Source organism: Arthrobacter sp. FW306-1B-F12A (genome assembly GCF_058781865.1).
Genome location: NZ_JBYSXD010000011.1, coordinates 1 through 23503, shown reverse-complemented (window position 1 = coordinate 23503; position 23503 = coordinate 1). Strand labels below are relative to the sequence as shown.

The following is a 23503-nucleotide window of genomic DNA, read 5'->3' as shown; positions in this document are numbered from 1 at the left end:
AACGCCGTTCTGGCTTGAGCAGTCCGCGCCTCGCTGTGCACTATGGAAAAGCTGTACGGCGGCCTTCGCACTGGCGCGATGGCCGGATATCCGGATTCATGAATGGAAGCACTGAACAATGACGTTTGAAACTGCCGACTCCGTAACCCTCAAGATTTGGGACCGCTCAACCACCCACCACACGCTGGACGCACTGGTGCACGACTTCTCGGTGCGCCACAACACCTCCAAGGCCAGCATCGCGGTCACCTGCAGCGGGCCCAACACCTTCACTGTCAGCCTGACCGGCAGCGCTGCCAAGGCCACGTCCTTCGACGCGCAGTCCCTGTAACGGCACCTTCGAGGCACGAAGCGACGACGACGGCGGGAGTCACCTCCCGCCGTCGTTCACTTTTCCGGGCCTGTTCGAAGTGAAGGGTCAGGCGCGGGAGTGCTCCGAAAGGAGCGCGTCGATCTGGCCGGCGGCCTCCTTCATTCCCTCCTCCATACCCATGTCGATCATCTTCTTCATCTGTTCTTCTGATTCGAAGATGGACAGGATGGTCATGCGGGTGCGGTCGCCTGTCTCCTCGATGGTCACGATCGCGTGGCCGGCACCTATCTCCTCGACGGGTGCGCCATTTTCGTCGGCAAAACCGTCGTCGAACTCCAGCCTGTTCGGAGCTTGGACGGACGTGATGCGCCACCAGCCGCGGGGCTTCTCGCCGTCGGGACCCGTCATGAAATAGCTGGCCTTCCCGCCCGGCTCGAACTCGTACTGCTCGAACGTGGCCGGCCACGTGGGCGGACCCCACCAGCGCTCAAGCTGGCGCGGGTCTTCCCAGATTTGCCAGACCTGTTCGGGGCTGGCATCGAACTCAGCGACGAGGGTCAAGGTCAACGCTTCGGGATTCTGGGTGGAACTGATAACCGTCATTGCGGAACCCTTCCTATTTTTCGGCGAGGATGTCTGCGATCCGCTCGACGCGCTGCCGCCAGATCGCCTCGTACTCATCGAGCAGCTGGCGGGCTTTCTGCAAGCCATCATGGTTACCCCGCACGATCTGCTCCCTTCCACGCTTCTCCTTCGTTACAAGGGAGGCGCGCTCCAAAACCGCCACGTGTTTCTGGACGGCGGCGAAGCTCATGGCGTAGAGGGCAGCCAAGCCGGACACTGAATACTCCCCGACAGTCACCCGCCGGACGATATCCCGGCGCGTGGCATCGGCAAGTGCCTGGAACAGGCGGTCAAGTTCGGTGTCGCTGAGCTGATCTACAACCATTTGGTTGTAGGATATTCCGATGGCGGAGGGGTGTCAACGGGCATGGATACTTTGCACTAGTCGAACTTCAGCGGAGTCCAGCCGAACGGAATCGGGCCGCGTACTCTTGCCCGGCTTCTATCGGCTTCGTCCGACCAACCCTGCCCGGACTTTGCCATGGGTGCACCACAGGCGCCCCGAGCCACCCGGAAGCCCACGTCTTCCAAGACGGCATCAGGAGCACTGCCGCGCCGCACCGACGCACGCACATTCCAGGCGTCGTCAGCCCAGCCACCGCCACGGAATGCCCTGTAGTCGCCGTATCTCGCGGGATCCGCATAGTCCCAGCACCATTCCCAGACATTGCCGAGCGTGTCGTAGGCGCCGAACCCGTTGGGAGCTTTAAGCGCCCCGTCGCTGGGCGCGGACAGCCCATCCTTCGCGGTCCAGGCAATCTCATAGAGCGGACCATAGTGCGGGCCAACCGATCCGGCACGGCATGCGTATTCCCATTCCGCCTCTGTGGGCAGCCGGTAGCCGTTGGCCGCGACGTTCCATTCGACATTTCGTCCGGTGCGGGCATAGGCCGGGCTGATGCCTTCCGCTTCAGATGCCGCATTGCACCAGTCGATGGCCTCAAGCCAGGTGACACCGTGTGCCGGCGCGTTTGGAGAGTGACCACGGCTGGGGTCATTCTTGACCCCGGCAAACTCGGCTCGAGTGACCGCTGTCCTTCCAATCTCGAAGGCGACAAGGTCCACCGAGTCGGTGCGGCCGCTGCGCGCGTCCCGGAGTCCAATCTGCCCACCAGGCAGGCTGAGGAGGTCTGGCGGCTTGATGAGCCTCAGACCTCCGCCACCGGCGCCGCGAACTGGGCTTCGTAGAGCCGAGAGTACGCGCCACCGGAGGCCAGCAGCTCCGCATGGGTGCCCTGTTCCACAATCTGCCCGGCCTCCATCACCAGGATGAGGTTGGCGTCGCGGATCGTGGACAGGCGGTGCGCGATCACAAAGCTGGTCCGGTCAGACCGCAGGGCATTCATGGCCTTCTGGACCAGGACCTCGGTCCGGGTGTCCACGGAGCTCGTGGCCTCGTCCAGGATCAAGACCGACGGACGGGCCAGGAACGCCCGGGCGATGGTGAGCAACTGCTTCTCACCGGCGGAAACGTTGCTGCCCTCGTCGTCGAGCACTGTGTCGTAGCCCTCCGGGAGGGAGTGGACGAAGCGATCTACGTACGTTGCTTGTGCCGCCTCCAGTATCTCGGCTTCGGTGGCGTCTGGCCGTCCATAGGCGATGTTGTCCCGGATGGTACCGCCGAACAGCCAGGTGTCCTGGAGTACCATGCCCATCCGCGAGCGCAACTCGTAGCGGGACATCGAGGCGACGTCGACGCCGTCGAGCGTTATCCGCCCGGCGTCGAGCTCGTAGAAGCGCATCATCAGGTTCACCAGGGTGGTCTTGCCCGCCCCGGTTGGCCCGACGATCGCCACAGACTGGCCGGGCTCGGCCACCAGGCTCAGATTCTGGATCAACGGCTTGTCCGGCGAGTAGGAGAAGGAAATGTTCTCGAACACCAAGCGTCCGCGCGTTACCTCGGGAACAGCGGAGGGCTCAGGATCAGCGCTTTGCTCCTCGGTGTCGAGCAGCGCGAAGACTCGCTCGGCGGACGCGACGCCGGACTGAAGCAGATTGGCCATCGACCCAAGCTGGGCCAGGGGCTGCGTGAACTGCCGTGAGTACTGGATGAAGGCCTGGACATCGCCCAACTGCATGGCGCCCGAAGCTACCTGAAGGCCACCCACCACGGCGATCCCCACATAGACGAGGTTGCCGATGAATGTCAGTGCCGGCATGATCAAGCCGCTGATGAACTGGGCGCCGAAGCTGGCCGAGAACAGTTCTGCGTTCTTCTCGCGGAAGCGCTCCTCCACTTCGCGCTGGCGGCCGAACACCTTCACGAGCGCGTGGCCGGTGTAGGTTTCTTCGATCTGGCCGTTCAGCTCGCCGGTGTTCTTCCACTGGGCCACGAACAGCTTCTGCGAGCGCTTGGCAATCAGCACGGTGGTCACGAGCGTCAACGGCACTGTGACCAGGGTGATCAGCGCCAGGATCGGCGAGAGCAGGAACATCATGAAGATGACGCCGGCCACTGTCAGCAGGGACGTGACTGCCTGGCTGATGGACTGTTGGAGGCTTTGCGAGATGTTGTCGACGTCGTTGGTCACGCGGCTGAGCAGTTCACCACGCTGCACTGAATCGAAATAGCGCAGCGGGAGCCGGTTGATTTTCGCTTCGATCTGCTCGCGGAGCCGGTACACGGTTCGCTGCACGACGCCGTTGAGCACGTACGCCTGGATCCAGCCGAACGCTGAGGCCAGGACATACAAGACAAGCACCCACAGCAGGATCGAGGACAACGCCCCGAAGTCGATTCCGACGCCGGGAGTCAGGTCCATGCCCTTCAACATGTCCGCTTTGGCGCCCTGGCCGGAAGCGCGCAGCCCGTCGATGACCTGTTGCTTGCTTACTCCGGCGGGAAGCTGCTTGGATACGACGCCGGCGAAGATCAAGTTGGTGCCCTCGCCGAGAAGCCGGGGACCGATCACGGACAGCGTCACGCTGGCCACGGCGAGGAAGAGGACCAGGGTCAGCCACAAGCGCTCGGGCCGCAGCGTACCCAGGAGCCGCTTGGCCGAGGGCAGGAAGTTCATGGCCTTTTCGGCTGGGATGCTCATTCCCGCGAACGGTCCGCCACGGCCTGGTCCCATCGGGGGACGCTGCGGGCGGTTGGCGGTGCCTGCTGTGCTGCTCATGCCGCCTCCTCCGCTGCCAGTTGCGAGGAAACTATCTCGCGGTACGTTTCGGAAGTCTCAAGCAACTCTTCGTGGGTTCCGCGCCCCACCAGCCGCCCGTCGTCGAGCACCAGAATCTGCTCGGCGTCCGCGATGCTGGACACCCGCTGCGCAATGATGACCATGGTGGCGCCCGAAGTGTGGCGCTTGAGTGCCTGGCGGAGCCTGGCATCGGTGGCAGTGTCCAGCGAGGAGAAGGAGTCGTCGAAGATGTAGAGCTCGGGCTGCTTCACGAGTGCCCGGGCGATTGCCAGGCGCTGCCGCTGACCGCCGGAAACGTTGGTGCCGCCTTGCGAGATCGGAGCGTCAAGCCCGCCTTCCATCTCCTCGACGAAGTCCTGGGCCTGCGCAATGGAGAGGGCCCGCCAGAGTTCTTCCTCGGTGGCGTCGGGCTTGCCATAGAGCAGGTTGCTGCGCACCGTGCCGGAGAACAGGTAGGGCTTTTGCGGGACCAGCCCGATGTGCCCCCACAAGAGGTCCGGGTGCAGTTCGCGGACGTCGACGTCGTCGATCCGCACCGAGCCGCTGCTCGCGTCGAAGAGCCGTGGCAGCAAGTTCACCAAGGTGGTCTTGCCCGCGCCCGTGCTGCCGATGATCGCCGTCGTCTGGCCAGCGCGTGCCCGGAAGCTGATGCCGCTCAGGACGGGCTGCTCGGCACCCGGGTAGGCGAATCCGACGTCGAGCAATTCCAGCTCGCCGCGGCCTGCGGTCTCCGTCACCGGGTTCGCGGGAGGTTGCACGCTCGATTGGGTCTCCAACACCTGCCCGATGCGGTCAGCCGACACAGCCGCACGCGGGATCATGACGGCCATGAACGTAGCCATCATGACGGACATGAGAATCTGCATGAGGTAGCTCAGGAAGGCGATCAAGGTTCCTACCTGCATGGATCCGTCATCGATCCGGAACGATCCGAACCAGATCACGGCCACGCTGGAGACGTTGAGCACCAGCATCACCACCGGGAACATGAGGGCCATGAGCCGCCCCGCGCGCAACGCCATCTCCGTGACGTCCCGGTTCGCGGAGGCGAAGCGTTCCGTCTCCATGTCCTCGCGCACGAACGCACGTACCACGCGGATGCCGGCGAGCTGTTCGCGGAGCACCCGGTTCACGGTGTCGATCCGGACCTGCATCTTGCGGAACAGCGGAACCATCCGGCTGACAATGAGGCCCACCGCAACGAGCAGCACGGGGACGCTCACGGCAATCAGCCAGGACAACTGCGCATCCTGCCGGACCGCCATGATCACCCCGCCGATGCTGAGCATGGGCGCCGCCACCATGAGGGTGCAGGACATCAGGACGAGCTGTTGGACTTGCTGCACGTCGTTGGTGGAGCGGGTGATCAGCGACGGCGCACCGAAGCGGGTGACCTCCTGCTCGGAGAACTCCCCCACCCTGGTGAAAATGGCCCCGCGCAGGTCCCGCCCCAGGCCCATGGCGGCTTTCGCGCCGAAGTACACGGCTGTGATCGAACACGCGATCTGCAGGAGGGTGATGAGCAACATGAGGCTGCCGGTGCCCAGGATGTACCCGGTATCCCCCTTGGCCACGCCTTCGTCAATGATGTCGGCATTCAGTGTGGGCAAGTACAGCGACGCGATGGACTGCGCCAACTGGAAAATGACGACGGCGATCAGTAGCCGCCGATGTGGCCGCAGGTACTGAACGAGAAGTTTCCAGAGCATCGTTCTCCAACTCACGTAGTGATTCGAAGGCCAGTCTACGACTGGTTGCTGGGGGCAACTAGAGCTTTCCCTCAGGGCGAAGCGTGGCGGGCGATCAGGTGCACCCTCGCTCAGATATGGGGCCTCTTTCCCCAACCCTCGCTCAGATATGGGGCCCCTTCCCCCAACCCTCGCTCAGATCGTGGGGCTTACCGCGCAAGAGCAACGCCGATCTCGCGATTCACTGCGGGGATGATTTCGGTGGCCAGGAGCTCGATAGACCGCGCCGTCTCAGCGAAAGGCAACCCGCCGAGACCGACCTGAGCCAGATATCGCGTGTTACCGAGGGCGCTATGAATTTCCAGTAGCTTTTCGACGAGCTGTTGGGGGCTTCCCACAAGCAGGCCGCCACCCGGTTCGGTCCATTCATCGAAGGTGTTCCGCGGGAAATGGTCAACAGGCCGGGGCATGTTCTGCTCGAAGTAGGCGCGATAGTAAGGGTAGAAGGTGTCCCGTGCCTGCTGCGACGTCGGCGCCACATAGAAATGGCCACCCGCGCCGACTGGCAGGGCGGCACCGTCGTGTCCCGCGTTTTCAGCGGTCTCCCGGTACAGTTCCACGAGCCGGCGGAATCGTGCCGGCCCGGACAGCAGAGCGATAAACAACGGCAGGCCCAACCGCCCCGCCCGGACGAAACTCTGCGGAGTACCGCCCACGCCCACCCAGATGGGCAACTTTTCCTGGATCGGACGCGGCGCTATGTCCATCCCGGAGACGGTTTGGGTCAGGCTTCCCTCGCAGCGAAGGTTGTCGTTGTCACGCAGCGCGAGCAACATGTTCAGCTTCTCTTCGAACAGCTCGTCATAGTCCTCCAATCTGTGGCCAAACAAGGAGTACGACTCCACAAAGGCGCCACGGCCGGCAATGATCTCTGCCCGCCCGCCCGAAATTAGATCCAGCGTGGAGAACTGCTCGAAGAGCCGGACAGGGTCCTGGGTGGAGAGAACCGTGACGGCGGTGCCCAGCCGAAGCTTGGTGGTTTCCCGAGCGATGGCCGCGAGCACCATTTCCGGGGCAGAGAGGGCGAAATCGTGCCGATGATGCTCCCCCAGGCCCAGGAACGATAGTCCTGCCTACTCGGCAAGCTTCGCCAGCTCAATGATGTCCTTGACCCGCTGGTGCGGTGACAGGGAGGCTCCGGTCTTGATGTCGCGGGATAGCTCACCGAAAGTGAAGATTCCCAAAATCCATAATTAATTGAACATTCAAGTATTTGGATTCATTCCCGAGCCGTTAGTGAGGGAGCGTCCGCCGCAACCCCCACATACCTGAGCGAGCGTCCGCCGCAACCCCCACATACGTGAGCGAGCGTCATGATGGCGCGGAGCGTGCCGGCGTCGTACCCGGACAGTAGGCTGGAGACGCTCGGCAAGATCCGCTACGAAAGGACCGTAGTCATGGCTTACATCACCGTCGGAAATGAAAACAGCACCGAGATCGAGATCTACTACGAGGACCACGGGACCGGCCAGGCAGTGGTCCTTATCCACGGCTACCCTTTGGACGGTTCGTCCTGGGAGAAGCAGGCCGCCGCACTGCTCGACGCCGGCTACCGCGTCATCACCTACGACCGCCGCGGCTTCGGCAAGTCCAGCAAGCCGACCGTCGGCTACGACTACGACACCTTCGCCGCGGACCTCAACACCCTCCTGAACACCATCGATGTGAACGATGCCGTCCTGGTGGGCTTCTCGATGGGTACCGGCGAAGTGGCACGCTACATCAGCACCTACGGCTCGGCCCGGGTGGCGAAAGCAGTGTTCCTCGCATCCTTGGAGCCGTTCCTCCTACAGGCGGCGGACAACCCCGGAGGCGTCCCGCAGTCAGTGTTCGATGGTCTCACGGAAGCCGTCATTTCCGATCGCTATGCTTTCTTCACCGAATTCTTCAACAACTTCTACAACGCCTCCACTTTCCTCGGAACGCACCGCCTGAGCCACGAGGCAGTCGCCGCCAGCTGGAACCTGGCAGCCCAGTCAGGCGCCTACGCTTCGGTGGCGGCGCAGCCCACGTGGCTCACGGATTTCAGGGCCGACATCCCCAAGATCGACGTTCCCGCCCTGATCGTGCACGGCACCGCGGACAACATCCTCCCCATCGACGTCACCGGCCGGAGGTTCGCCGAAGCGCTCCCCAGTGCCGAATATGTCGAAATCGACGGCGCCCCGCACGGCCTGTTGTGGACGCATGGCGCCGAGATCAACCAGGCTTTGCTCGGCTTCCTCGCGAAGTAGGGATTCCTGACAAAAAATTAGGGCGAAACTAACTGAATATCGCGGGAACCTTAACGCCTCTGGTCCAGTCTTAATGCAAGCACAGGCGGAACCCATTCGCCGGCGAAAGCACTAAAGCTGCAAGGGGAGCAGGACCGGCCATGAAGACAACAACAGCCCTGGACGAGGTCACCGCCATCAATGGCGTAATCACCGATCAGCAACCCATTGACTTCCACGCTTTGGGGCTCGCCGGCTGCATCGACCGCTTGGCCTCACCGCTCCGCCGCCAAGGGACCGAAATCCATTGGGAGACGCCGCACCACGGTGTCGAAATCTCGTCCGGCTCCGCTTCCTTGCTCTACCACGCCGCCAAGGAAGTGCTCAGCAACGCCTTCAAGTATGCGCATGCCCACGACGTCACCGTCCGCTTGGCCGCTGTGTACCACGGGATCCGGCTGACTGTCACGGACAACGGCGCGGGCTTCGACAGCCAGGCGACTCCCGCGGGCGCACACCACGGATTCGGGCTCCGCCTCATGTCCATCGCCGTCAGCGAAGTGGGCGGCGACGTCTCGGTCGTCTCCAGCCCAGGCAAGGGTACCTGCGTCACCGTCACTTTGCCGCTCGACTGATAGGCGTCGATGCCCGACGGCGGCAGGCACCCGCCGTCGTCGGTTTCGGCGCTGCTGGTTCGCTATTCAAGTGAATCTGGTATGAAAGGCGAATGACCCCGTACAAATCGGAACCGCCTCTGGGCGGCTCCCGCGCACACATCAAGTCGATTTTCCCCTCGCTGGCTCCCAGTGAACAGCGGGTGGCGCAATTGTGCCTCGAGTCCCCCGAAACCGTGGCCAGGATGTCAGTAGCCGATCTGGTCACCCGGACGGGCACATCGCCTGCGACGATCGTCCGGGCGTGCAAAAGCATGGGCTTCGACGGATTCCAGCACTTGCGCCAAGTCCTGCTGCGCGATCTGGGCGCCGCGGCACGGGACAGCATCCAGCAGGAAGAATCGGGGGCAACCGGCGAACCCGGTTCCTCGGAACACCTGGTCTCCGGGATCTTTTCCCGCGCCTCCCACGATATCCGCGGAGCTTTAGGGTCTTTGGACTTCGAGGCGTTCGATGCGGCGGTCCGCGCGATTCGCCAGGGCGGACGCCTGCTGGTGGTGGCGAATGGTGGTTCACTCGCTCCGGCCCAATCGCTTGCCCTGCGTTTTCTGGCCGCGGGCGTTGGATGCGAGGCGCCATCCGACATTGTTTCGCAGCACATCACCGCCAAGCTCCTCTCCGCGGGCGACGTCTGCATCGCCGTGAGCGACAGCGGAATGAACTCCTTCACTGTTGGTTCTGCCCGGATAGCGGCTGAACGCAAGGCCACGGTGATCGGGGTAACCAGCTACGCGAAGTCTGAGCTTGCCGATCTCTCGACCCACACGCTCGTGGCCGGGGCGGAATTCCATTCCTGGAACGACCAGCTGCCTATTGGAAATATCGTCCAGATGCTGGTGCTGTCCGCCCTGCACGCCGCAGTGACCGCGGATTCCCCTGAGGTTGAGCGCGCCCGCTCCGCGGTGTTCGAGGAAGTCCTCCACATGGTGGAAAACCCCGAATAGTTTTTGGCGCGAAACGCGGGCAGTTTCAACTGTTTCCTGTCCGCGCACGGGGAGTTCATCAACTCCGCACCGACCGTTAATGATCGAGCCCCACCCTTCAAGGGTAAGACGTTTCCTAAATAATTCGATTTAGGAAACATCGTTTCCCCGGAGGTGCTCGTGGGCCGACTTGTGCTCAACCAGTTGTCGCGTTCATTCAAGAACGTGTCGGCGGTAAAGAACGTATCGCTCACCGTCGAAGATGGTGATTTCCTGGTCCTGCTCGGCCCCAGCGGCTGCGGCAAGACCACCCTGCTCCGTATGATCGCGGGCCTGTTGGAACCGACGTCGGGCTCGCTCGAACTGGACGGAACGGACATCACCGCCGCTCCATCCAAGAAACGCGATTTGGCGATGGTGTTCCAGAGCTACGCGCTGTATCCGCACCTCAGCGTGGCGAAGAACCTCGCCTTCCCGCTCCACGTGCGGCGCACCGACAAGCAGGAAGTCAAGAAGCGCGTCGAAGCCGTGGCCGACATGGTGGAGATCGGCCACCTCCTGGACCGCAAACCCAAGGAACTCTCCGGTGGCCAGCGCCAACGAGTCGCAGTAGCCCGCGCCTTGGTGCGCGAACCCAAGGCCTTCCTCATGGACGAACCGCTGTCCAACCTGGATGCCAAGCTCCGGACCGCAACCCGGCAGGAGCTGGCCGGACTGCACAAGCGCCTCGGTGCCACGTTCATCTACGTCACGCACGACCAAGTGGAAGCCATGACCATGGCAACCAAGATCGCGCTGCTCAACGGGGGCCAACTCGAGCAACTCGGCACGCCGGAAGAGCTCTACGACAAGCCGGCATCCGTATTCGCCGCAGGCTTCCTTGGTTCCCCTGCCACCAACCTGATCGATGCCGAACTTTCGACCAGCAACGGCTCCATCACCGTCATGGCGCCTTCAGTCGAAGCAGTGCTGTGGGACGGGGAAACACCCCGGCGGGACGTGGTGCTGGGCGTCCGCCCGGAACACCTGAGCATCCACGCACCCGGTTCTTCCGCAGCCGCGCCGAGCTCCGGGGCAGCCCTGCGGGGCATCGTTGACCTGGCCGAAAACCTCGGCAGCGAACAAGTGATCTATTGCCGCGTCGGCGGGAACCGCGTGGCCGTCCGCGCCCCGCGAGGCCAACACTGGGAGCCGGGCAACGCCGTCGTACTCAGTGCCGATGCCAAGAACCTCCATCTCTTTGACCGCGCAAGCGGCCGCCGCCTCGAATGGCAAGCAGACGCGAAGCATGCCTCCACAGCCAGCTCCGCGCAGCCGGCGGCATCTGCCTAGCCTCCCCTCTTCCGGACCCAAGCCTGAACCAGCAGCACCCACCCAACCCAGCAATCAAGGAAATATTGTGCGCCCTCTCCGTTCAATTGCACTGACCATCGCCGCCGGCACGGCAGCCCTGGCACTCGCGGGCTGCTCCGGCACCTCGCAGGCCAGCACCGTGAGCAACCAAGCCATCCCTGAGCTCACAGCAGACCAGCAAGTCAACATCACCTTCGAAAGCTACAACCTGGCCCAGGCTGGCGTGTGGACCGATACCGTCAAAGGCCTCGTAGCCGACTTCGAGAAGGCCCACCCCAACATCCACGTCACCGCGCAGGCACCACAGGGCGGCGGCGCCGTCGGGTCCAACACGGTCAGCAGCGTCCAGACGCAGCTCCTTGCCGGACACGCGCCCGACGTCGCGCAGTTGACGTTCGATTCCCTCGACTTCGCCGCCACCCAGCTCGGTGCCCAGCCCATCAGCGACCTCGTCGGCCAGAAAGCCGTCGACGACGCCCTCGGCGGTGCCCACCCGTTCCACCCCAACGCAAAGCACCTGGCCGACTGGAACGGCAAGACCTACGGCATTCCCTACGTTTTCTCCACGCCCGTCCTGTTCTACAACGCCACCAAGCTCGCCGACGCCGGAATCACCAACCCTGACCTCTCCACCTGGGACAAGGTGGAAGCAGCCGCAAAAGCGGTCTCCGCGAAGACCGGAAAACCGTCCTTGGACATCTCCTGCGCAAGCATCGGGGGCAACTGGTGCATGCAGGGTGTCTTCAAGTCGAACGGGGCCCAGGTCCTCTCCGATGACCGCAAGACCATCGGCTTCGGCTCGGACGCGGCCGTGGACACCGTTACGAAGCTCGCACAGCTGACGAAGGACGGCGTGCTGCGCAACGCAGACAGCAACGCACAATACGAAGGCCTCCCCAAGGGCGACACCGCCTTCATCCTCACTACGTCGGCACTCCAGGGCTCATTCATGTCCGCTGCCACCAAGGGCGGTTGGGAGCTCAAAGCAGCAGGCATGCCCTCCTTCGGCAGCAAGCCTGCCGTGCCCACCAACTCGGGATCGGCCCTGTTCGTCCTCTCACAGGATCCAGCGAAGCAGCGCGCCGGCTGGGAATTGATCAAGTTCATGACCAGCGACCACGCCTACGAGCAGATCTCCACCAAGATCGGCTACCTGCCGCTGCGCACCTCGCTCACCGCTCCGGGCGGCTCGCTCTACGACTGGGCCCAGAAGAACCCGCTCCTGGCTCCGAACCTCGCCCAGCTTGACCGCCTGCAGCCGTGGGTTTCCTACCCGGGAAACAGCTACGTGCAGATCGACGACATCCTCGGCAAGGCCGTCGAGAACGTCGTCTACTACGGCAAGGACGCAAAAACCACCATGGCCGACGCCCAGAAGCGCGCGCAGGACCTGATCCCCTAACCCTTTTCCCCATCAGGAAGGACACAAGCTGTGACAACCACCGCCGAGGACGCAGTCTTCGGAACCCGCAACCGCCCCTACCCCGTAGAGGGCACCTACAACTTCCGGAGCACGGCGGGTTATCCGGCCGCCGCTCCCGCCGCGGCCAGCGAACCCGCCGCCGCGCGGACCGTCCGTGACGGGAAGCTGTACCGCTCGGACGCGCTCCACGGACTGACCGACGCCGGACGCCGGCAATTCTCCGAGCTCGGCATCCGCCTGGTGATCGACTTGCGAGACCGGACCGAGCTGGCGAAGTCGCCCAGCAACCTTGACGGACTCGCCGTCGACACGAGGCACAACCCGATTTTCGAAGAGGGCAACGTCCCCGGTACCGCGGAGATCACCACCCTTTCGCACATCTACATGCTCATGGTCCAGAGCCACGCCCAGCGCCTTGCCACCGCTATCCGCCTTATTGCCGACTCCGGAACGGATCCGGTCCTGGTTCACTGCACGGCGGGCAAGGACCGCACCGGCGTCGTGATTGCCCTGGCCCTCCTGGCCGCGGGCGTGGACCGCGAGCAGGTGATCCTCGACTACACAGCCAGCGAGGAAAACCTTCGCGGCGAATGGAGCGAGGCCAGGATAGCCGCCGCCTCCAGCCACCCGGGCCTTGCGGGCATCGGCGGGGAACTCCGGGAAATCATCTCCGCGAGCCCCGCCACCGTCCTGGAAACCACGCTGGACCTCGTGGACGAAATGTATGGCAGCGCCACCGGCCTGCTCCAGGCACACGGTTTCAGCGACGCCGACCTCGAACGGCTCAGGGATGTCCTGACCATCAGCTCCACCCGCTAGGAAGCACTCATTTACAAGGAGACAAGACCATGAACACCGAACTCCAGCACCCCGCCCCCGAGCACTTCATCCTGCACATCAGTGACACCCACTTCGTGGCCGACAACGACCTCCTGCACGGCAGCGTGGACAGCGACGAGAACCTCCGCCAACTGTTCCGCGACTTCGTGAAGGCCCAGGTCAAGCCCGAAGCACTGGTATTCACCGGCGACCTCGCCGACACTGGCCGCCCCGACGCCTATGTCCGCCTCCGCAACATCGTGGAGCCCGTAGCCGAGGAACTCGGTGCCAAGATCATCTGGGTCATGGGCAACCACGACGCCCGTACCGCCTTCCGTTCGGGCCTCCTCGACTCCGACGCCGGCGAGGAATCCGTTGACATGGTGCACGAGGTCAACGGCCTGCGCATCATCGCCCTGGACTCCACCGTTCCGGGCAAGCACCACGGCGAAATCTCCGACGAGCAGCTCGCTTGGCTGTCCGACGTCCTCGCCACCCCGGCCCCGCACGGCACCCTCATCGCCCTGCACCACCCGCCGGTTCCCAGCCCCCTGGAGATGATGGCCATGTTCGAACTCCGCGAGCAGAGCCGCTTCGAGAAGGTCATCGAAGGCACCGACGTCCGTGGCATCCTGGCCGGCCACCTGCACTACTCCACCTTCAGCACCTTCGGCGGCGCTCCCGTCACGGTTGCTTCGGCCACGTGCTACACGCAGGACCTCAACGTCGCGCCGAAGTCGATGCGCGGCCAGAACGGTGCGCAGGCGTTCAACCTGATCCACCTTTACCAGGACAAGATGCTCAGCTCCGTTGTGCCGATCGGCGAGTTCTCCACGGTGTACTCCGTCACGGCTGAGCAGATGGCCGCGTTCGAGAAGATGACCCTCGAAGAGGCCACCGCAGCGATGACCGCTCCCGGTGAGGAGTCCGACGTCGAGTTCTCCATCGCTGCCGAAACGGCCGACGGCGAACTCGCCGCCAGCGCCCGCTAGGCACCGGAAGGAAGCCGCAAGAATGTTTATCGAAACCGCCGGGCCGGCAACGGGCATTACCCTTGCCGGCCCGGCGGGGCTCCCGGCCAATCGGCGTCCCAAGCGCCGCGCGCTAAGCCCCTATCTCTATATCCTTCCCGCCGTGGTCCTGCTTCTCGTCTGGACCTACTGGCCGCTGGGACAGACCGTCAACTTGTCCTTCAACGACTGGAACCTGATTCCTACCAAGCCCAAGCAATACGTTGACGTGCAAAAATACGCGAAGGTCCTGAGCCTGCCCGAACTGCACCAAGCCCTGATCAACACCGGCTTGTATATCCTGGCGTTCCTGGGCATTTCCGTTGCCTTGCCGCTCGTGTTCGCGCTGCTTTCGCGCAAGGTCCAGGGCAAGGCGCGCACCGCGTACCAGGCCCTGATCTTCGTTCCCTTCCTCATCACGCCCGTGGCGAGCAGTGCCATTTGGCGGTGGCTGTTCGCTCCTGAGGGCGGAACGATTCCCGCGATCGCCGCCGCCCTGGGCGCACCGATGGGCAACGTTTTCCGCGATCCCGACAGTTCGATGACGGCGGTGATCGTGATTGTCGGCTGGCAGATGCTCGGCTTCGGCGTGCTGGTGGTATCGGCCGGGCTGGCGGGCATCAGCCCGGACTATGCCGCCGCTGCATCCATCGACGGCGCCAGCGGCAGGCAGATCACGTGGCGGATCATCATCCCGCTGCTCTCTCCGAGCCTGGTGTTCCTCTCGCTCATGACCATCCTGCTGTCCGCGCAGTGGACATATCCCATCATCGACCTCGTGACGCAGGGCGGACCGGGCAACTCATCTACCAACATCTACTACCTGCTGTACCAGTTCGGCTTCAGGAACTTCGACGCCGGCCTGTCCTCCGCGGCGGGCACGCTCTTCTTCCTTGGATTCGGGCTGATTGCCCTCGTCTTCGTGGAACTCTCGGAGCGACTCAGCTTCTACGACAACTAGAAAGAGCCACCATGGCCTTCATCACTATCGCCCCGCCGGCCCAGCCTGGTTCCGTGGACGCCCCGCTTTCAGGGCCGACGAAAGTTTCAGGGCCGACGACGGCGCCTGCCGCCGGGCGCGGACGCCTGCGGTTTGCGTCGTTCCGGCTTGGGTCTTTGCGGCTTGGGTCTTTGCGGCTAGTGCCCAGCCACGCTTTGCTGATCGCCTTGGCGGTCGTCTCCATTTTCCCCATCTACTGGATGTTCGTCACGGCCTTCCGGCCGTCGTCGGACGCATTGTCCACCAATCCGTTGCCGGGACCGCTGAGCCTGGAGAATTTCCAGTACGTCCTGAAGACCATTCCCATCGCGGGCATGCTGGCGAACACCTTCGGCATGGCGCTGACCTTGGCGGTGTCCCAACTGCTCGTGGCCATCCTGGCTTCGTACGGCTTCGCGCGCTGGGACTTCCTCGGAAAGAAGGCCTTGTACCTCCTGTTTGTCGGGTCCTGGCTGGTGCCTTTCCAGGTCACCATGATTCCCAACTACTTGCTGGTGTCCCAGATGGGCCTTCTCAACACCATCACCGGCGTCGTCATCCCGCAGCTGTGCTCGGCCTTCGCGGTGATGATGCTGCGCCAGCACCTCGAAGCTTTCCCCAAGGACCTCCTGGATGCGAGCCAGATGGATGGGAGGTCGTCATGGAGGACGCTGTGGGAAGTGGTGGTTCCGAACCTCCGCCCGGCACTGGCGGCCCTGGGGATCATGCTGTTCATCAGCGCCTGGAACGAATACCTGTGGCCTTCCCTGATCATGCAGAAGTCTGATGCCCTCATCCAAGTCGGCATCCGCGGCTTCCTCGGCGCCGAGGGCAACAACTGGGGCGCGATCATGGCAGCGTCCTCGCTCGCGTGCCTGCCGATCTTCCTGATCTACATCTTCCTGCAGCGATACGTCGTCGATGCCTTCGTCCGTTCAGGATTGAAGTAGCCCCGCCCCGCCCCTAGACGCCCGAACGCCCGCTCACATATGGCGCCGTTTCGGCCGACGCCGGCTCACATATAGGGCCAATTCCGGGATCCCTTGCTCACTAGATGTGAGCGAGGGATCCGGAAAACAACCATATAAGTGAGCGAGCGTCTGGGGTGAGCGAGCTGAACCAAGGAGTCCCGGTCATATCGCCAAAGGAAAGCCCTTAAGGAAGGCCCCTAGGAGAACTCCTTCAACGCCTCGGTGAGCAGCCCGCCCGGAGACCCCAGCCGGACATGGACGCCATTCGAAGCCACCAGTTCACCGGCAATGACGACGGCGGTGACGTCGCTCGCCGTCGCGCTGAACGCGAACTGCTGGGGCATGGAACCCGCGGTTCGCACCGAGTCCGGAGCCACAGCCATGAGATCGCACACCGCAGCTACCTCTAGTGCCGACGCAATGGGCGTGGCCATGGATGCGGTTGCGCCGATGGTGGCCGCGTGGAGCAGTTCCTGCGGTGAAAACCTGCCCCGCTGGCCGGAGCCGAGGCGTTCCCCGTGTTCCAAGGTCCGCATTTCAACCCAGGGATCGATCACGGCGTGTTGGTCGGTACCTAGCGCGATGGTCGAGCCGGCGTCGGACAGGGCGCGTGCCGGGCCGATCCCGTCAGCTAGATCGGCCTCGGTGCTGGGACACATCACCACGGTGGATCCCGCATCTCCGAGGAGTTGGATGTCGTCCGGCGTCAGGTGGGTCGCGTGGACGGCGGAGAGCCGCCGGGACAGCAGGCCGTGGCGGGCAAGAAGCCCGGCAGGCGTGACGCCATAAGCCTGCAGGCAGGCCTCGTTCTCAGCCGGTTGTTCACTGAGGTGGATGTGCAGCGGAATATCGGTGGGCAACTGCCGGGCGACAGTCTTGAGCGCCTCCTCGGGCACTCCTCGGATGGAATGCAGGGCGGCCCCCACGCCGACCATTTCCGGCGGAAAGCTCCGTGCCATCGCGGCACGCAGTGATGCGAGCCGATCCAACCAGGCCTGCGCATCGGCGTCGCCAAACCGTGCCTGTTCCGGGCTCAGCGGCGTCCCGATGCCTCCCGCGAGGTACAGGGTGTCCAGCAATGTCAGCCGGATCCCGGCCGCCACGGCTGCCCTGGCCAACGCCAATTCCATCGCGTGCGGCTCCGGGTAGGGCGTTCCTTCCGGCTGGTGATGGACATAGTGGAACTCCGCCACGCTGCTGAAGCCGGACACCACCATTTCGGTGAAGACTGCCGTGGCGAGCTTCTCGTATTTCTCCGGGGTAAGTTCCGCAGCACTCCGATACATCTGCTCCCGCCAGACCCAGAAGTCACCGCGACCGTCATGCGTCCGTCCGCGCAGGATCCGGTGAAAAGCGTGTGAATGGGCGTTGGCCGCGGCGGGGAAGACGACCCCGTTCAGTATCTGGTCACCGCTTTCGGGCTCGACGCCGGTAAAGATCCCGGAGATGCGGCCGTTGTCCACCTCCAAGCGGACGCTCGCGGCCACAGCAGAAGCGCCCGCGACAGAACCGCCGTCGGCGTCTATAAGCGCCGCCTCGCACCAGATCCCGCTCACAGGAGCCCCTCCAGAACGTCGGCGAGGGCGACGGCGCCGGCTAAGGCGTCCTCGTCGGCCACGTACTCTTCCGGGGAGTGCGAGATTCCGCTCGGGTTGCGGACGAACAGCATCGCCGAGGGGACATGTCCAGCCAAGACTCCGGCGTCGTGCCCGGCGCCGGTCGCCAGCACCGGCGCGCCCGGCAGGAGCTCGCCGATGCGTCGGCTCAGCGCGGGATCGAAATGGACGGTGTCGCTGTAGGACTCCTCGGTGAGGGTGGCAGTGCATCCCTCACCTGCCGCGATTTCCCGGGCCGCACGGTAGATCGATTCGATCAGTTGTGCCGTCACGGCATCGTCGGGATGGCGGGCGTCAAGCCACAGATCAACGCGGGAGGCAATCACGTTGGTGCCGCCGGGAACCGGGGTCAAGCGCCCCACGGTGGCCCGCGCATCAGCCTGTTTCGCGGCCGCATCACGGACGGCAACGACGATCTGCGCGGCCGCTACCATCGGGTCGGCGCGGTCGGCCATGAGGGTAGTCCCGGCGTGGTTGCCTTGGCCGTTGACGCTGAGTTTCCAGCGGCCGTGGCCCAGAATGGAGCTGCCGACGGCGATGGCCGGCCCGCTTTGGCCGAGTCCCTTCCCCTGTTCCACATGCAGTTCGACGAAGTCGCCGATTCGCGCCATGGCTTCCGGGTCGGGACCCACGTGCCGGGGATCCAAGCCATTGCTCCGGGCGACGTCGGCGAAAGTGTCGCCGTCGACGTCGCGCAGGTTCAGCGCCTTGTCGACGTCGATGGCGCCGGCCAGGAGCCGCGAGCCCAAGCAGGCCACGCCAAAGCGGGATCCTTCTTCTTCCGGGAAGACCGTGATGGCCAGCGAACGCTTCGGCTTGACGCCTCGAGAGGCAAGAACGTCGACGGCGGCGAGTGCGGACGCGACTCCGAGCGGCCCGTCAAAGGCACCCCCGCCCGGGACGGAGTCGAGGTGGCTGCCGGTGACGAGGGCACCGTCCTGGGGCTTTCCCCACCAGGCCCAGATAATGCCGTTACGGTCGGTCTCGACGTCGAGGCCGCGCTGTTGGGCTTGTTCGATGAACCAGTGCCTGAGGTCGAGCTCGGGCGTCGAGTAGACAGCCCTTGAGTATCCTCCGCGAACCGCATCTCGGCCCACGTCCTTGATTGAGTCAAGGAGCTGATTGACGGTTTCCACGTTGTTCCTCCGATGAATGAAGACTGCCACCAAGTAAAAACCACTTGTCACCCCATGACAAGACCTTGAGCGCAGAACCGTGACAATTAACAGGCTTGAAACACCGTCGAAACGGCTTGTTCCCACCAAGCGTCTCAAATCCCGGAATCTCAGGTAATTTCACGAAATCTATTGCCATTCGATGAAAGTTGATTTTTACTAAGTGGCAAGACATAGTGATTCAGACCACTTGAAAGCAGGTCAGTCAGTGGCAGCAGACTCTTCCACCCGGACGGTCGAAAGGGCGTTGGCCCTCCTGAGCGCGGTCTGTACCGATGGCGCCATCAGCTTGAGCGACGCCGCACGCGTTGTTGACTTGTCGGCCAGCACCGCACTCCGGCTCCTCCGCACACTGGAGGGCAGCGGATTCGTGAAGCGGGACCCGAGCGGAAACTTCCGGCCCGGCGCCAGTGTCATCCAGTTGGGAGCACTCGCGCTCGGACAGGAATCCCTCGTGTCTCTGTGCACACCGCATATGAAGAGGCTGGTGGCCGACACGGGCGAGTCCTGCTATTTGAGCATTCCTGGTCCTGGGGAAACCGGAATCTACATCGCCATTGTCGAAGGTACGCACTCTGTCCGGCACACCAGTTGGGTCGGCAGGAGCATTCCGCTGGAAGGATCCGCCGCAGGGAAGGTCCTCACTGGCGGGCAGAACGGCCGCGGCTTCGCCATCGTGCGAAGCGGCGTAGAAGACGACATTACGGCCGTCGCCGCACCCATCGTGATCGGCGGCCGCACCGTGGCAGCCCTCAGCATCGTCGCACCGAGCTACCGCTTGGGCGAGGCGAAGGCCCAGACATTTGGCGAGGAACTGGCGAGGGTGGCGAACAATATCCTCGTGGAACCCTCCGGAGACCATGAAGTGCCCCAGGAAAGCATGGAAAAGAAATGATCAAGTTTGAAAATGTCACCAAGGCGTACCCGGACGGGACGGTCGCCGTCGACGGCCTGAACCTCGAGGCGCCCACCGGCAAGCTGACCATCTTGGTTGGCCCGTCCGGCTGTGGCAAAACCACGTCCCTCAGGATGATCAACCGCCTCATCGAACCCACCAGCGGCACCATCTACCTCGATGACCAGCCGACGTCGGGCATGGACGCTGCGTTGCTGCGCCGCCGGATCGGCTACGTCATCCAGCACGCCGGCCTCTTTCCGCACCGCACTATCGTCGACAACGTGGCAACGATGCCCGTGCTGCTCGGCGAGAGCAGGCAAAAGGCCCGGATGAAAGCCCTCGAGCTCATGGAGCGCGTCGGACTCCCCGCGAGCTTCGCCAAGCGCTACCCGTGGCAACTGTCCGGTGGACAGCAGCAGCGCGTGGGCGTGGCCCGGGCTTTGGCTTCGGATCCGGCCTTCATGCTCATGGACGAACCCTTCAGTGCCGTTGACCCCGTGGTCCGGGCACAGCTCCAGGAGGAGTTCCTCCGGCTGCAGCGCGAGATCGGCAAGACCATCATCATGGTCACCCACGACATCGATGAGGCCCTCAAGCTCGGCGACCAGGTTGCCGTGATGCGTGTCGGCGGAAAACTCGCCCAGATGGCCACGCCGTCGGAGCTGCTGACGTCCCCGGCTGACGAATTCGTGGCCGACTTCGTGGGACGTGACCGTGGCTACCGTTCCCTCGGCTTCACCAACGCGGCCGGCACGGTTGCCGTTTCCGAAGAAGCCGTGGTCACCCTCGGCGCATCTGCCGCCGAGGCCCAGAGCAAGGCCACGGGGGCCTGGGTGCTGGTGGTCGACCCGCTGCGGAAGCCGCTCGGCTGGGCACAAGCGGACCTCATCAAGGGCGAGCTCACGAGGGAGCACCTCAACCTCAGCGGCACCTCCGCGTCGTCGTCCGGGACCATGCGCCAGTTGCTCGACGCCGCACTTTCCTCCCCCAGCCGGCGCGGCGTCGTCGTCAACGAACACGGCGAGCTTATCGGCACAGTGACGGCCACCGACGTCGTCAAGGCGATCGAGGCCGAGCCGCACTTGGAGACGGCGCGATGAACTTTGAATGGCTCGGCCGTCAGTCCGACAACATCGTCTTCCTCCTCGGTTGGCACGTGCTGCTCGCCGTCACTCCCCTTATCCTCGGCCTGCTGATCGCATTGCCCCTTGGCTGGTGGGCACACCGCAGCCGCCGGATCTATCCCCTTCTGGTAGGCGTGGCGGGCCTGCTTTACACAGTCCCTTCCCTCGCCCTGTTCGTCCTGTTGCCGCTGGTCCTTGGCACCAAGATCCTGGATCCCCTCAACATCGTGGCAGCTCTGACCATCTATACCGTGGCGCTGCTGGTACGCGTCGTAGCCGACGCCCTGGATTCCGTGCCGGAAGACACGGTCCAAGCCGCCAAGGCGATGGGCTACCGCGGATACCAGAGCCTGGTGAAAGTGGAGCTACCCGTGGGCGTCCCGGTCATCAGTGCCGGACTCCGCGTCGCGGCAGTCTCCAACGTGAGCCTTGTTTCCGTGGCAGCATTGCTCGGCATCCCGCAGCTCGGCTCGCTCTTCACCCAAGGCTTCCAGTTGCGGTTCTTCACCCCGATCATCGCCGGCATCATCCTCTGCGTGGTCCTGGCCATGATCCTTGACGGACTGATCATCCTCCTCAACCGGTGGCTGACACCGTGGACCCCCAAGGTGGTGGCATCATGATCAACTACTTGTTCAATCCCGCACACTGGAGCGGCGCCGACGGCATCCCCACCCTGATCGGCGAACACCTGCTCTACTCCCTCATTGCCCTCGTCGTCGCGGCCATCATCGCCGTTCCGCTCGGTATCTACATCGGAGTCACAGGCAAGGGCGTCTTCATGATCGCGGGCCTGGCCAACGCCCTCCGCGCCCTCCCCAGCGTGGGCCTGCTGATTCTGTTGGTCCTGCTGATCTCGCCCGCGTTCCCGTCCAAAATGGGCTACACCCTGCCGAGCCTCATCGTCCTGGTGCTCCTCGCGGTCCCACCCATCCTGACCAACACGTACGCCGGTGTCCGCGCGGTGGACGCTGCCGCCGTCGACGCCGCCAAGGGCATGGGCTTCCGCACCATGAAGATCCTCACGGACATCCAGCTCCCTTGCTCGCTCCCGCTCATGCTTTCCGGGGTCCGCAGCGCATTGCTGCAGATCATCTCGACGGCGACCATCGCCGCGTACATTTCGCTCGGCGGCCTCGGACGGCTGCTGATCGACGGCAAGGCCCAGAACGATTACAGCCAGATGGTGGCCGGAGCCGTGCTGGTTGCGCTGCTGGCCCTGTTCTTCGACCAATTGCTCGCCTTCATCACCCGCAGGGTCGTCTCACCCGGACTGACCCGGCGCACCGTCAAGGCGGCCGCCCCGGCCGCGGCGGCTGACACCGTGAAAACCCCCGTCACGGTCTAAGCAGCTCCCCCGCTTCATCGCCGTCGGGCGCCCTGCCCTACGGCGGCAACACCGTTCAAACCACCCCCACTTGGCCACCGCATGCCCTGCAACGGCCCTCCCAGAGAGAATTGACATGAAAAAGTACCTGACTGGTTTCGCCCTGGCGGCTGCCACCGCCATCGCCCTGAGCGCTTGTGGTGGGGATCCCATGAGCTCCACCAACAACAACTCCCAGGCCGCAGGATCGACGGACAGCATCATCGTCGGCTCCGCGGATTTCCCGGAAAGCCAGCTCATTGCCAAGATCTACGCCGAGGCCCTCAAGTCGAAGGGCGTCCAGGTCACGGAGAAGCCCAGCATCGGTAGCCGCGAAGTCACCATCCCGGCACTGAAGGACGGTTCCATCGACCTCATGCCGGAGTATGGCGGCGCGCTGCTGCAGTACCTCGATGCCTCCACCAAAGCGGTAACCTCGGATGAGGTCACCAAAGAGCTGAGCACCAAGATTCCGTCCGGTCTCACGCAGCTGACGGCATCCAAGGCACAGGACAAGGACGTCTTGGCGGTTAAGAAGGAAACCGCCGACAAGTACAACCTCAAGTCCATCAGCGACCTTCAGCCTGCTGCCAAAGACCTCGTCCTGGGCGGCCCGCCGGAGTGGAAGACCCGTATTAACGGCGTTGCCGGCCTGAAGTCCGTCTACAACCTCGACTTCAAGGAGTTCTCAGCGCTCGACGCCGGCGGTCCGCTCACGCTGAACGCCCTCCTTTCCGGTCAGGTACAGGTTGCCGACCTCTTCAGCACCGATCCCGCCATCGCCGCCAACAACCTGGTTGCCCTGGAAGACAACAAGAATCTGTTCTTGTCCGAGAACATCGTTCCCGTCATCAACCAGAAGAAGGCCAGCGACACCGTCAAGGGCGTGCTGGACAAGGTATCTGCCGCGTTGACCACCGATGACCTGATCCAGATGAACGGCAGGACCGCCAAGTTCGAGGACATGGGACAGATCGCCCAGGACTGGCTCAAGTCCAAGAACTTGGCCTAGTTCGAGCACGAAGCAACTAGTCCCGCTCACCAAGGAGTACGAAGAATGGCACCCGCTGATTTCACTACCGGAGCCCGTCCGGTCAAGGCCGCGCGCGGCACGGAGCTGACCGCGAAGAGCTG

General features: G+C 63.7%; 22 protein-coding genes and 1 pseudogene. 15 read left to right on the top strand and 8 right to left on the bottom strand.

Annotation, left to right across the window (positions count from 1 at the left end; translation table 11 throughout):
* The first annotated feature begins 118 nt into the window (after positions 1–118).
* Positions 119–331, top strand: a complete 213-nt coding sequence (locus AC3WJU_RS07815; protein ID WP_059389402.1) for a hypothetical protein — start codon at positions 119–121, stop codon at positions 329–331.
* An 87-nt stretch (positions 332–418) separates the two neighbouring features.
* Here AC3WJU_RS07815 and AC3WJU_RS07810 read toward each other — a convergent pair whose 3' ends face one another.
* The 6 genes and pseudogenes from AC3WJU_RS07810 to AC3WJU_RS07785 form a co-directional block, all read right to left on the bottom strand.
* Entirely contained in the window at positions 419–916 is a 498-nt protein-coding gene (locus tag AC3WJU_RS07810; RefSeq protein ID WP_307053919.1) for an SRPBCC family protein, read from the bottom strand.
* A gap of 13 nt (positions 917–929) precedes the next feature.
* Positions 930–1262 (bottom strand): ArsR/SmtB family transcription factor, encoded by a 333-nt coding sequence (locus tag AC3WJU_RS07805; RefSeq protein ID WP_492259580.1) that lies wholly within the window; start codon positions 1260–1262, stop codon positions 930–932.
* Positions 1263–1318: 56 nt separating this feature from the next.
* Positions 1319–2080, bottom strand: coding sequence for a formylglycine-generating enzyme family protein (locus AC3WJU_RS07800; RefSeq protein ID WP_492259609.1), 762 nt, complete (start codon positions 2078–2080; stop codon positions 1319–1321).
* Positions 2081–2085: 5 nt separating this feature from the next.
* Positions 2086–4056 carry an ABC transporter ATP-binding protein gene (locus AC3WJU_RS07795; protein ID WP_307053920.1) on the bottom strand — a complete coding sequence of 657 codons (1971 nt, stop codon included), beginning with the start codon at positions 4054–4056 and terminating at the stop codon, positions 2086–2088.
* On the bottom strand, positions 4053–5786 hold the full coding sequence (locus AC3WJU_RS07790; RefSeq protein ID WP_492259579.1) for an ABC transporter ATP-binding protein: 1734 nt from the start codon (positions 5784–5786) through the stop codon (positions 4053–4055). Before AC3WJU_RS07790 ends, AC3WJU_RS07795 begins: the two co-directional genes overlap by 4 nt.
* Positions 5787–5974: 188 nt before the next feature.
* Positions 5975–6886: pseudogene (locus AC3WJU_RS07785) on the bottom strand (LLM class flavin-dependent oxidoreductase); the annotation flags it as partial.
* 336 nt (positions 6887–7222) lie between these two features.
* Between AC3WJU_RS07785 and AC3WJU_RS07780 the strand changes: the two are divergent.
* From AC3WJU_RS07780 to AC3WJU_RS07740, 9 genes are all read left to right on the top strand, one after another.
* On the top strand, positions 7223–8059 hold the full coding sequence (locus tag AC3WJU_RS07780) for an alpha/beta fold hydrolase (protein ID WP_307053922.1): 837 nt from the start codon (positions 7223–7225) through the stop codon (positions 8057–8059).
* Between the two features lie 140 nt (positions 8060–8199).
* Positions 8200–8673: a sensor histidine kinase gene (locus tag AC3WJU_RS07775; protein WP_332602973.1), complete on the top strand. Its 474-nt coding sequence runs from the start codon at positions 8200–8202 to the stop codon at positions 8671–8673.
* 92 nt (positions 8674–8765) lie between these two features.
* Positions 8766–9656, top strand: coding sequence for a MurR/RpiR family transcriptional regulator (locus AC3WJU_RS07770; protein ID WP_306961939.1), 891 nt, complete (start codon positions 8766–8768; stop codon positions 9654–9656).
* Between the two features lie 159 nt (positions 9657–9815).
* Complete coding sequence (locus AC3WJU_RS07765) at positions 9816–10967, top strand: ABC transporter ATP-binding protein (RefSeq protein WP_306961941.1); 1152 nt, start codon at positions 9816–9818, stop codon at positions 10965–10967.
* 67 nt (positions 10968–11034) lie between these two features.
* A complete protein-coding gene (locus AC3WJU_RS07760; RefSeq protein WP_492259578.1) occupies positions 11035–12390 on the top strand; it encodes an ABC transporter substrate-binding protein in 1356 nt (451 codons plus the stop codon).
* A gap of 30 nt (positions 12391–12420) precedes the next feature.
* A complete protein-coding gene (locus tag AC3WJU_RS07755; protein ID WP_492259577.1) occupies positions 12421–13230 on the top strand; it encodes a tyrosine-protein phosphatase in 810 nt (269 codons plus the stop codon).
* Positions 13231–13259: 29 nt separating this feature from the next.
* A complete protein-coding gene (locus AC3WJU_RS07750; protein WP_492259576.1) occupies positions 13260–14222 on the top strand; it encodes a phosphodiesterase in 963 nt (320 codons plus the stop codon).
* Between the two features lie 22 nt (positions 14223–14244).
* On the top strand, positions 14245–15201 hold the full coding sequence (locus AC3WJU_RS07745; protein WP_441433260.1) for a carbohydrate ABC transporter permease: 957 nt from the start codon (positions 14245–14247) through the stop codon (positions 15199–15201).
* An 11-nt stretch (positions 15202–15212) separates the two neighbouring features.
* Positions 15213–16169 carry a carbohydrate ABC transporter permease gene (locus AC3WJU_RS07740; RefSeq protein ID WP_307053927.1) on the top strand — a complete coding sequence of 319 codons (957 nt, stop codon included), beginning with the start codon at positions 15213–15215 and terminating at the stop codon, positions 16167–16169.
* 218 nt (positions 16170–16387) lie between these two features.
* On the opposite strand, the gene AC3WJU_RS07735 is transcribed toward AC3WJU_RS07740, so the two are convergent.
* Positions 16388–17746 carry a formimidoylglutamate deiminase gene (locus AC3WJU_RS07735; protein ID WP_492259575.1) on the bottom strand — a complete coding sequence of 453 codons (1359 nt, stop codon included), beginning with the start codon at positions 17744–17746 and terminating at the stop codon, positions 16388–16390.
* Positions 17743–18942 (bottom strand): allantoate amidohydrolase, encoded by a 1200-nt coding sequence (locus AC3WJU_RS07730; protein WP_492259574.1) that lies wholly within the window; start codon positions 18940–18942, stop codon positions 17743–17745. The genes AC3WJU_RS07735 and AC3WJU_RS07730 overlap by 4 nt, the downstream gene beginning before the upstream one ends.
* A gap of 202 nt (positions 18943–19144) precedes the next feature.
* On the opposite strand from AC3WJU_RS07730, the gene AC3WJU_RS07725 reads away from it, so the two are divergent.
* The 5 genes from AC3WJU_RS07725 to AC3WJU_RS07705 all read left to right on the top strand — a co-directional run bounded on the left by AC3WJU_RS07725 (position 19145) and on the right by AC3WJU_RS07705 (position 23381).
* The gene (locus tag AC3WJU_RS07725; RefSeq protein WP_492259573.1) at positions 19145–19876 is read left to right on the top strand and encodes an IclR family transcriptional regulator; all 732 of its coding nucleotides are present in this window, start codon (positions 19145–19147) and stop codon (positions 19874–19876) included.
* Positions 19873–20979, top strand: coding sequence for an ABC transporter ATP-binding protein (locus AC3WJU_RS07720; RefSeq protein ID WP_284989879.1), 1107 nt, complete (start codon positions 19873–19875; stop codon positions 20977–20979). The genes AC3WJU_RS07725 and AC3WJU_RS07720 overlap by 4 nt, the downstream gene beginning before the upstream one ends.
* A complete protein-coding gene (locus AC3WJU_RS07715) occupies positions 20976–21626 on the top strand; it encodes an ABC transporter permease (RefSeq protein WP_059389395.1) in 651 nt (216 codons plus the stop codon). The genes AC3WJU_RS07720 and AC3WJU_RS07715 overlap by 4 nt, the downstream gene beginning before the upstream one ends.
* Positions 21623–22351, top strand: a complete 729-nt coding sequence (locus tag AC3WJU_RS07710; RefSeq protein WP_492259572.1) for an ABC transporter permease — start codon at positions 21623–21625, stop codon at positions 22349–22351. Before AC3WJU_RS07715 ends, AC3WJU_RS07710 begins: the two co-directional genes overlap by 4 nt.
* 115 nt (positions 22352–22466) lie before the next feature.
* Positions 22467–23381 carry an ABC transporter substrate-binding protein gene (locus tag AC3WJU_RS07705; protein ID WP_059389394.1) on the top strand — a complete coding sequence of 305 codons (915 nt, stop codon included), beginning with the start codon at positions 22467–22469 and terminating at the stop codon, positions 23379–23381.
* The last annotated feature ends 122 nt before the right edge of the window (positions 23382–23503 follow it).

Excerpts from the sequence above, each read along its gene's own strand:
- AC3WJU_RS07815 (WP_059389402.1), top strand. The coding sequence starts at position 119 with ATGACGTTTGAAACTGCCGACTCCGTAACCCTCAAGATTTGGGACCGC.
- AC3WJU_RS07810 (WP_307053919.1), bottom strand. The coding sequence starts at position 916 with ATGACGGTTATCAGTTCCACCCAGAATCCCGAAGCGTTGACCTTGACC.
- AC3WJU_RS07775 (WP_332602973.1), top strand. The coding sequence starts at position 8,200 with ATGAAGACAACAACAGCCCTGGACGAGGTCACCGCCATCAATGGCGTA.
- AC3WJU_RS07750 (WP_492259576.1), top strand. The coding sequence starts at position 13,260 with ATGAACACCGAACTCCAGCACCCCGCCCCCGAGCACTTCATCCTGCAC.
- AC3WJU_RS07720 (WP_284989879.1), top strand. The coding sequence starts at position 19,873 with ATGATCAAGTTTGAAAATGTCACCAAGGCGTACCCGGACGGGACGGTC.
- AC3WJU_RS07715 (WP_059389395.1), top strand. The coding sequence starts at position 20,976 with ATGAACTTTGAATGGCTCGGCCGTCAGTCCGACAACATCGTCTTCCTC.
- AC3WJU_RS07795 (WP_307053920.1), bottom strand. The coding sequence starts at position 4,056 with ATGAGCAGCACAGCAGGCACCGCCAACCGCCCGCAGCGTCCCCCGATG.
- AC3WJU_RS07780 (WP_307053922.1), top strand. The coding sequence starts at position 7,223 with ATGGCTTACATCACCGTCGGAAATGAAAACAGCACCGAGATCGAGATC.
- AC3WJU_RS07805 (WP_492259580.1), bottom strand. The coding sequence starts at position 1,262 with ATGGTTGTAGATCAGCTCAGCGACACCGAACTTGACCGCCTGTTCCAG.
- AC3WJU_RS07745 (WP_441433260.1), top strand. The coding sequence starts at position 14,245 with ATGTTTATCGAAACCGCCGGGCCGGCAACGGGCATTACCCTTGCCGGC.
- AC3WJU_RS07705 (WP_059389394.1), top strand. The coding sequence starts at position 22,467 with ATGAAAAAGTACCTGACTGGTTTCGCCCTGGCGGCTGCCACCGCCATC.
- AC3WJU_RS07710 (WP_492259572.1), top strand. The coding sequence starts at position 21,623 with ATGATCAACTACTTGTTCAATCCCGCACACTGGAGCGGCGCCGACGGC.
- AC3WJU_RS07790 (WP_492259579.1), bottom strand. The coding sequence starts at position 5,786 with ATGCTCTGGAAACTTCTCGTTCAGTACCTGCGGCCACATCGGCGGCTA.
- AC3WJU_RS07770 (WP_306961939.1), top strand. The coding sequence starts at position 8,766 with ATGACCCCGTACAAATCGGAACCGCCTCTGGGCGGCTCCCGCGCACAC.
- AC3WJU_RS07740 (WP_307053927.1), top strand. The coding sequence starts at position 15,213 with ATGGCCTTCATCACTATCGCCCCGCCGGCCCAGCCTGGTTCCGTGGAC.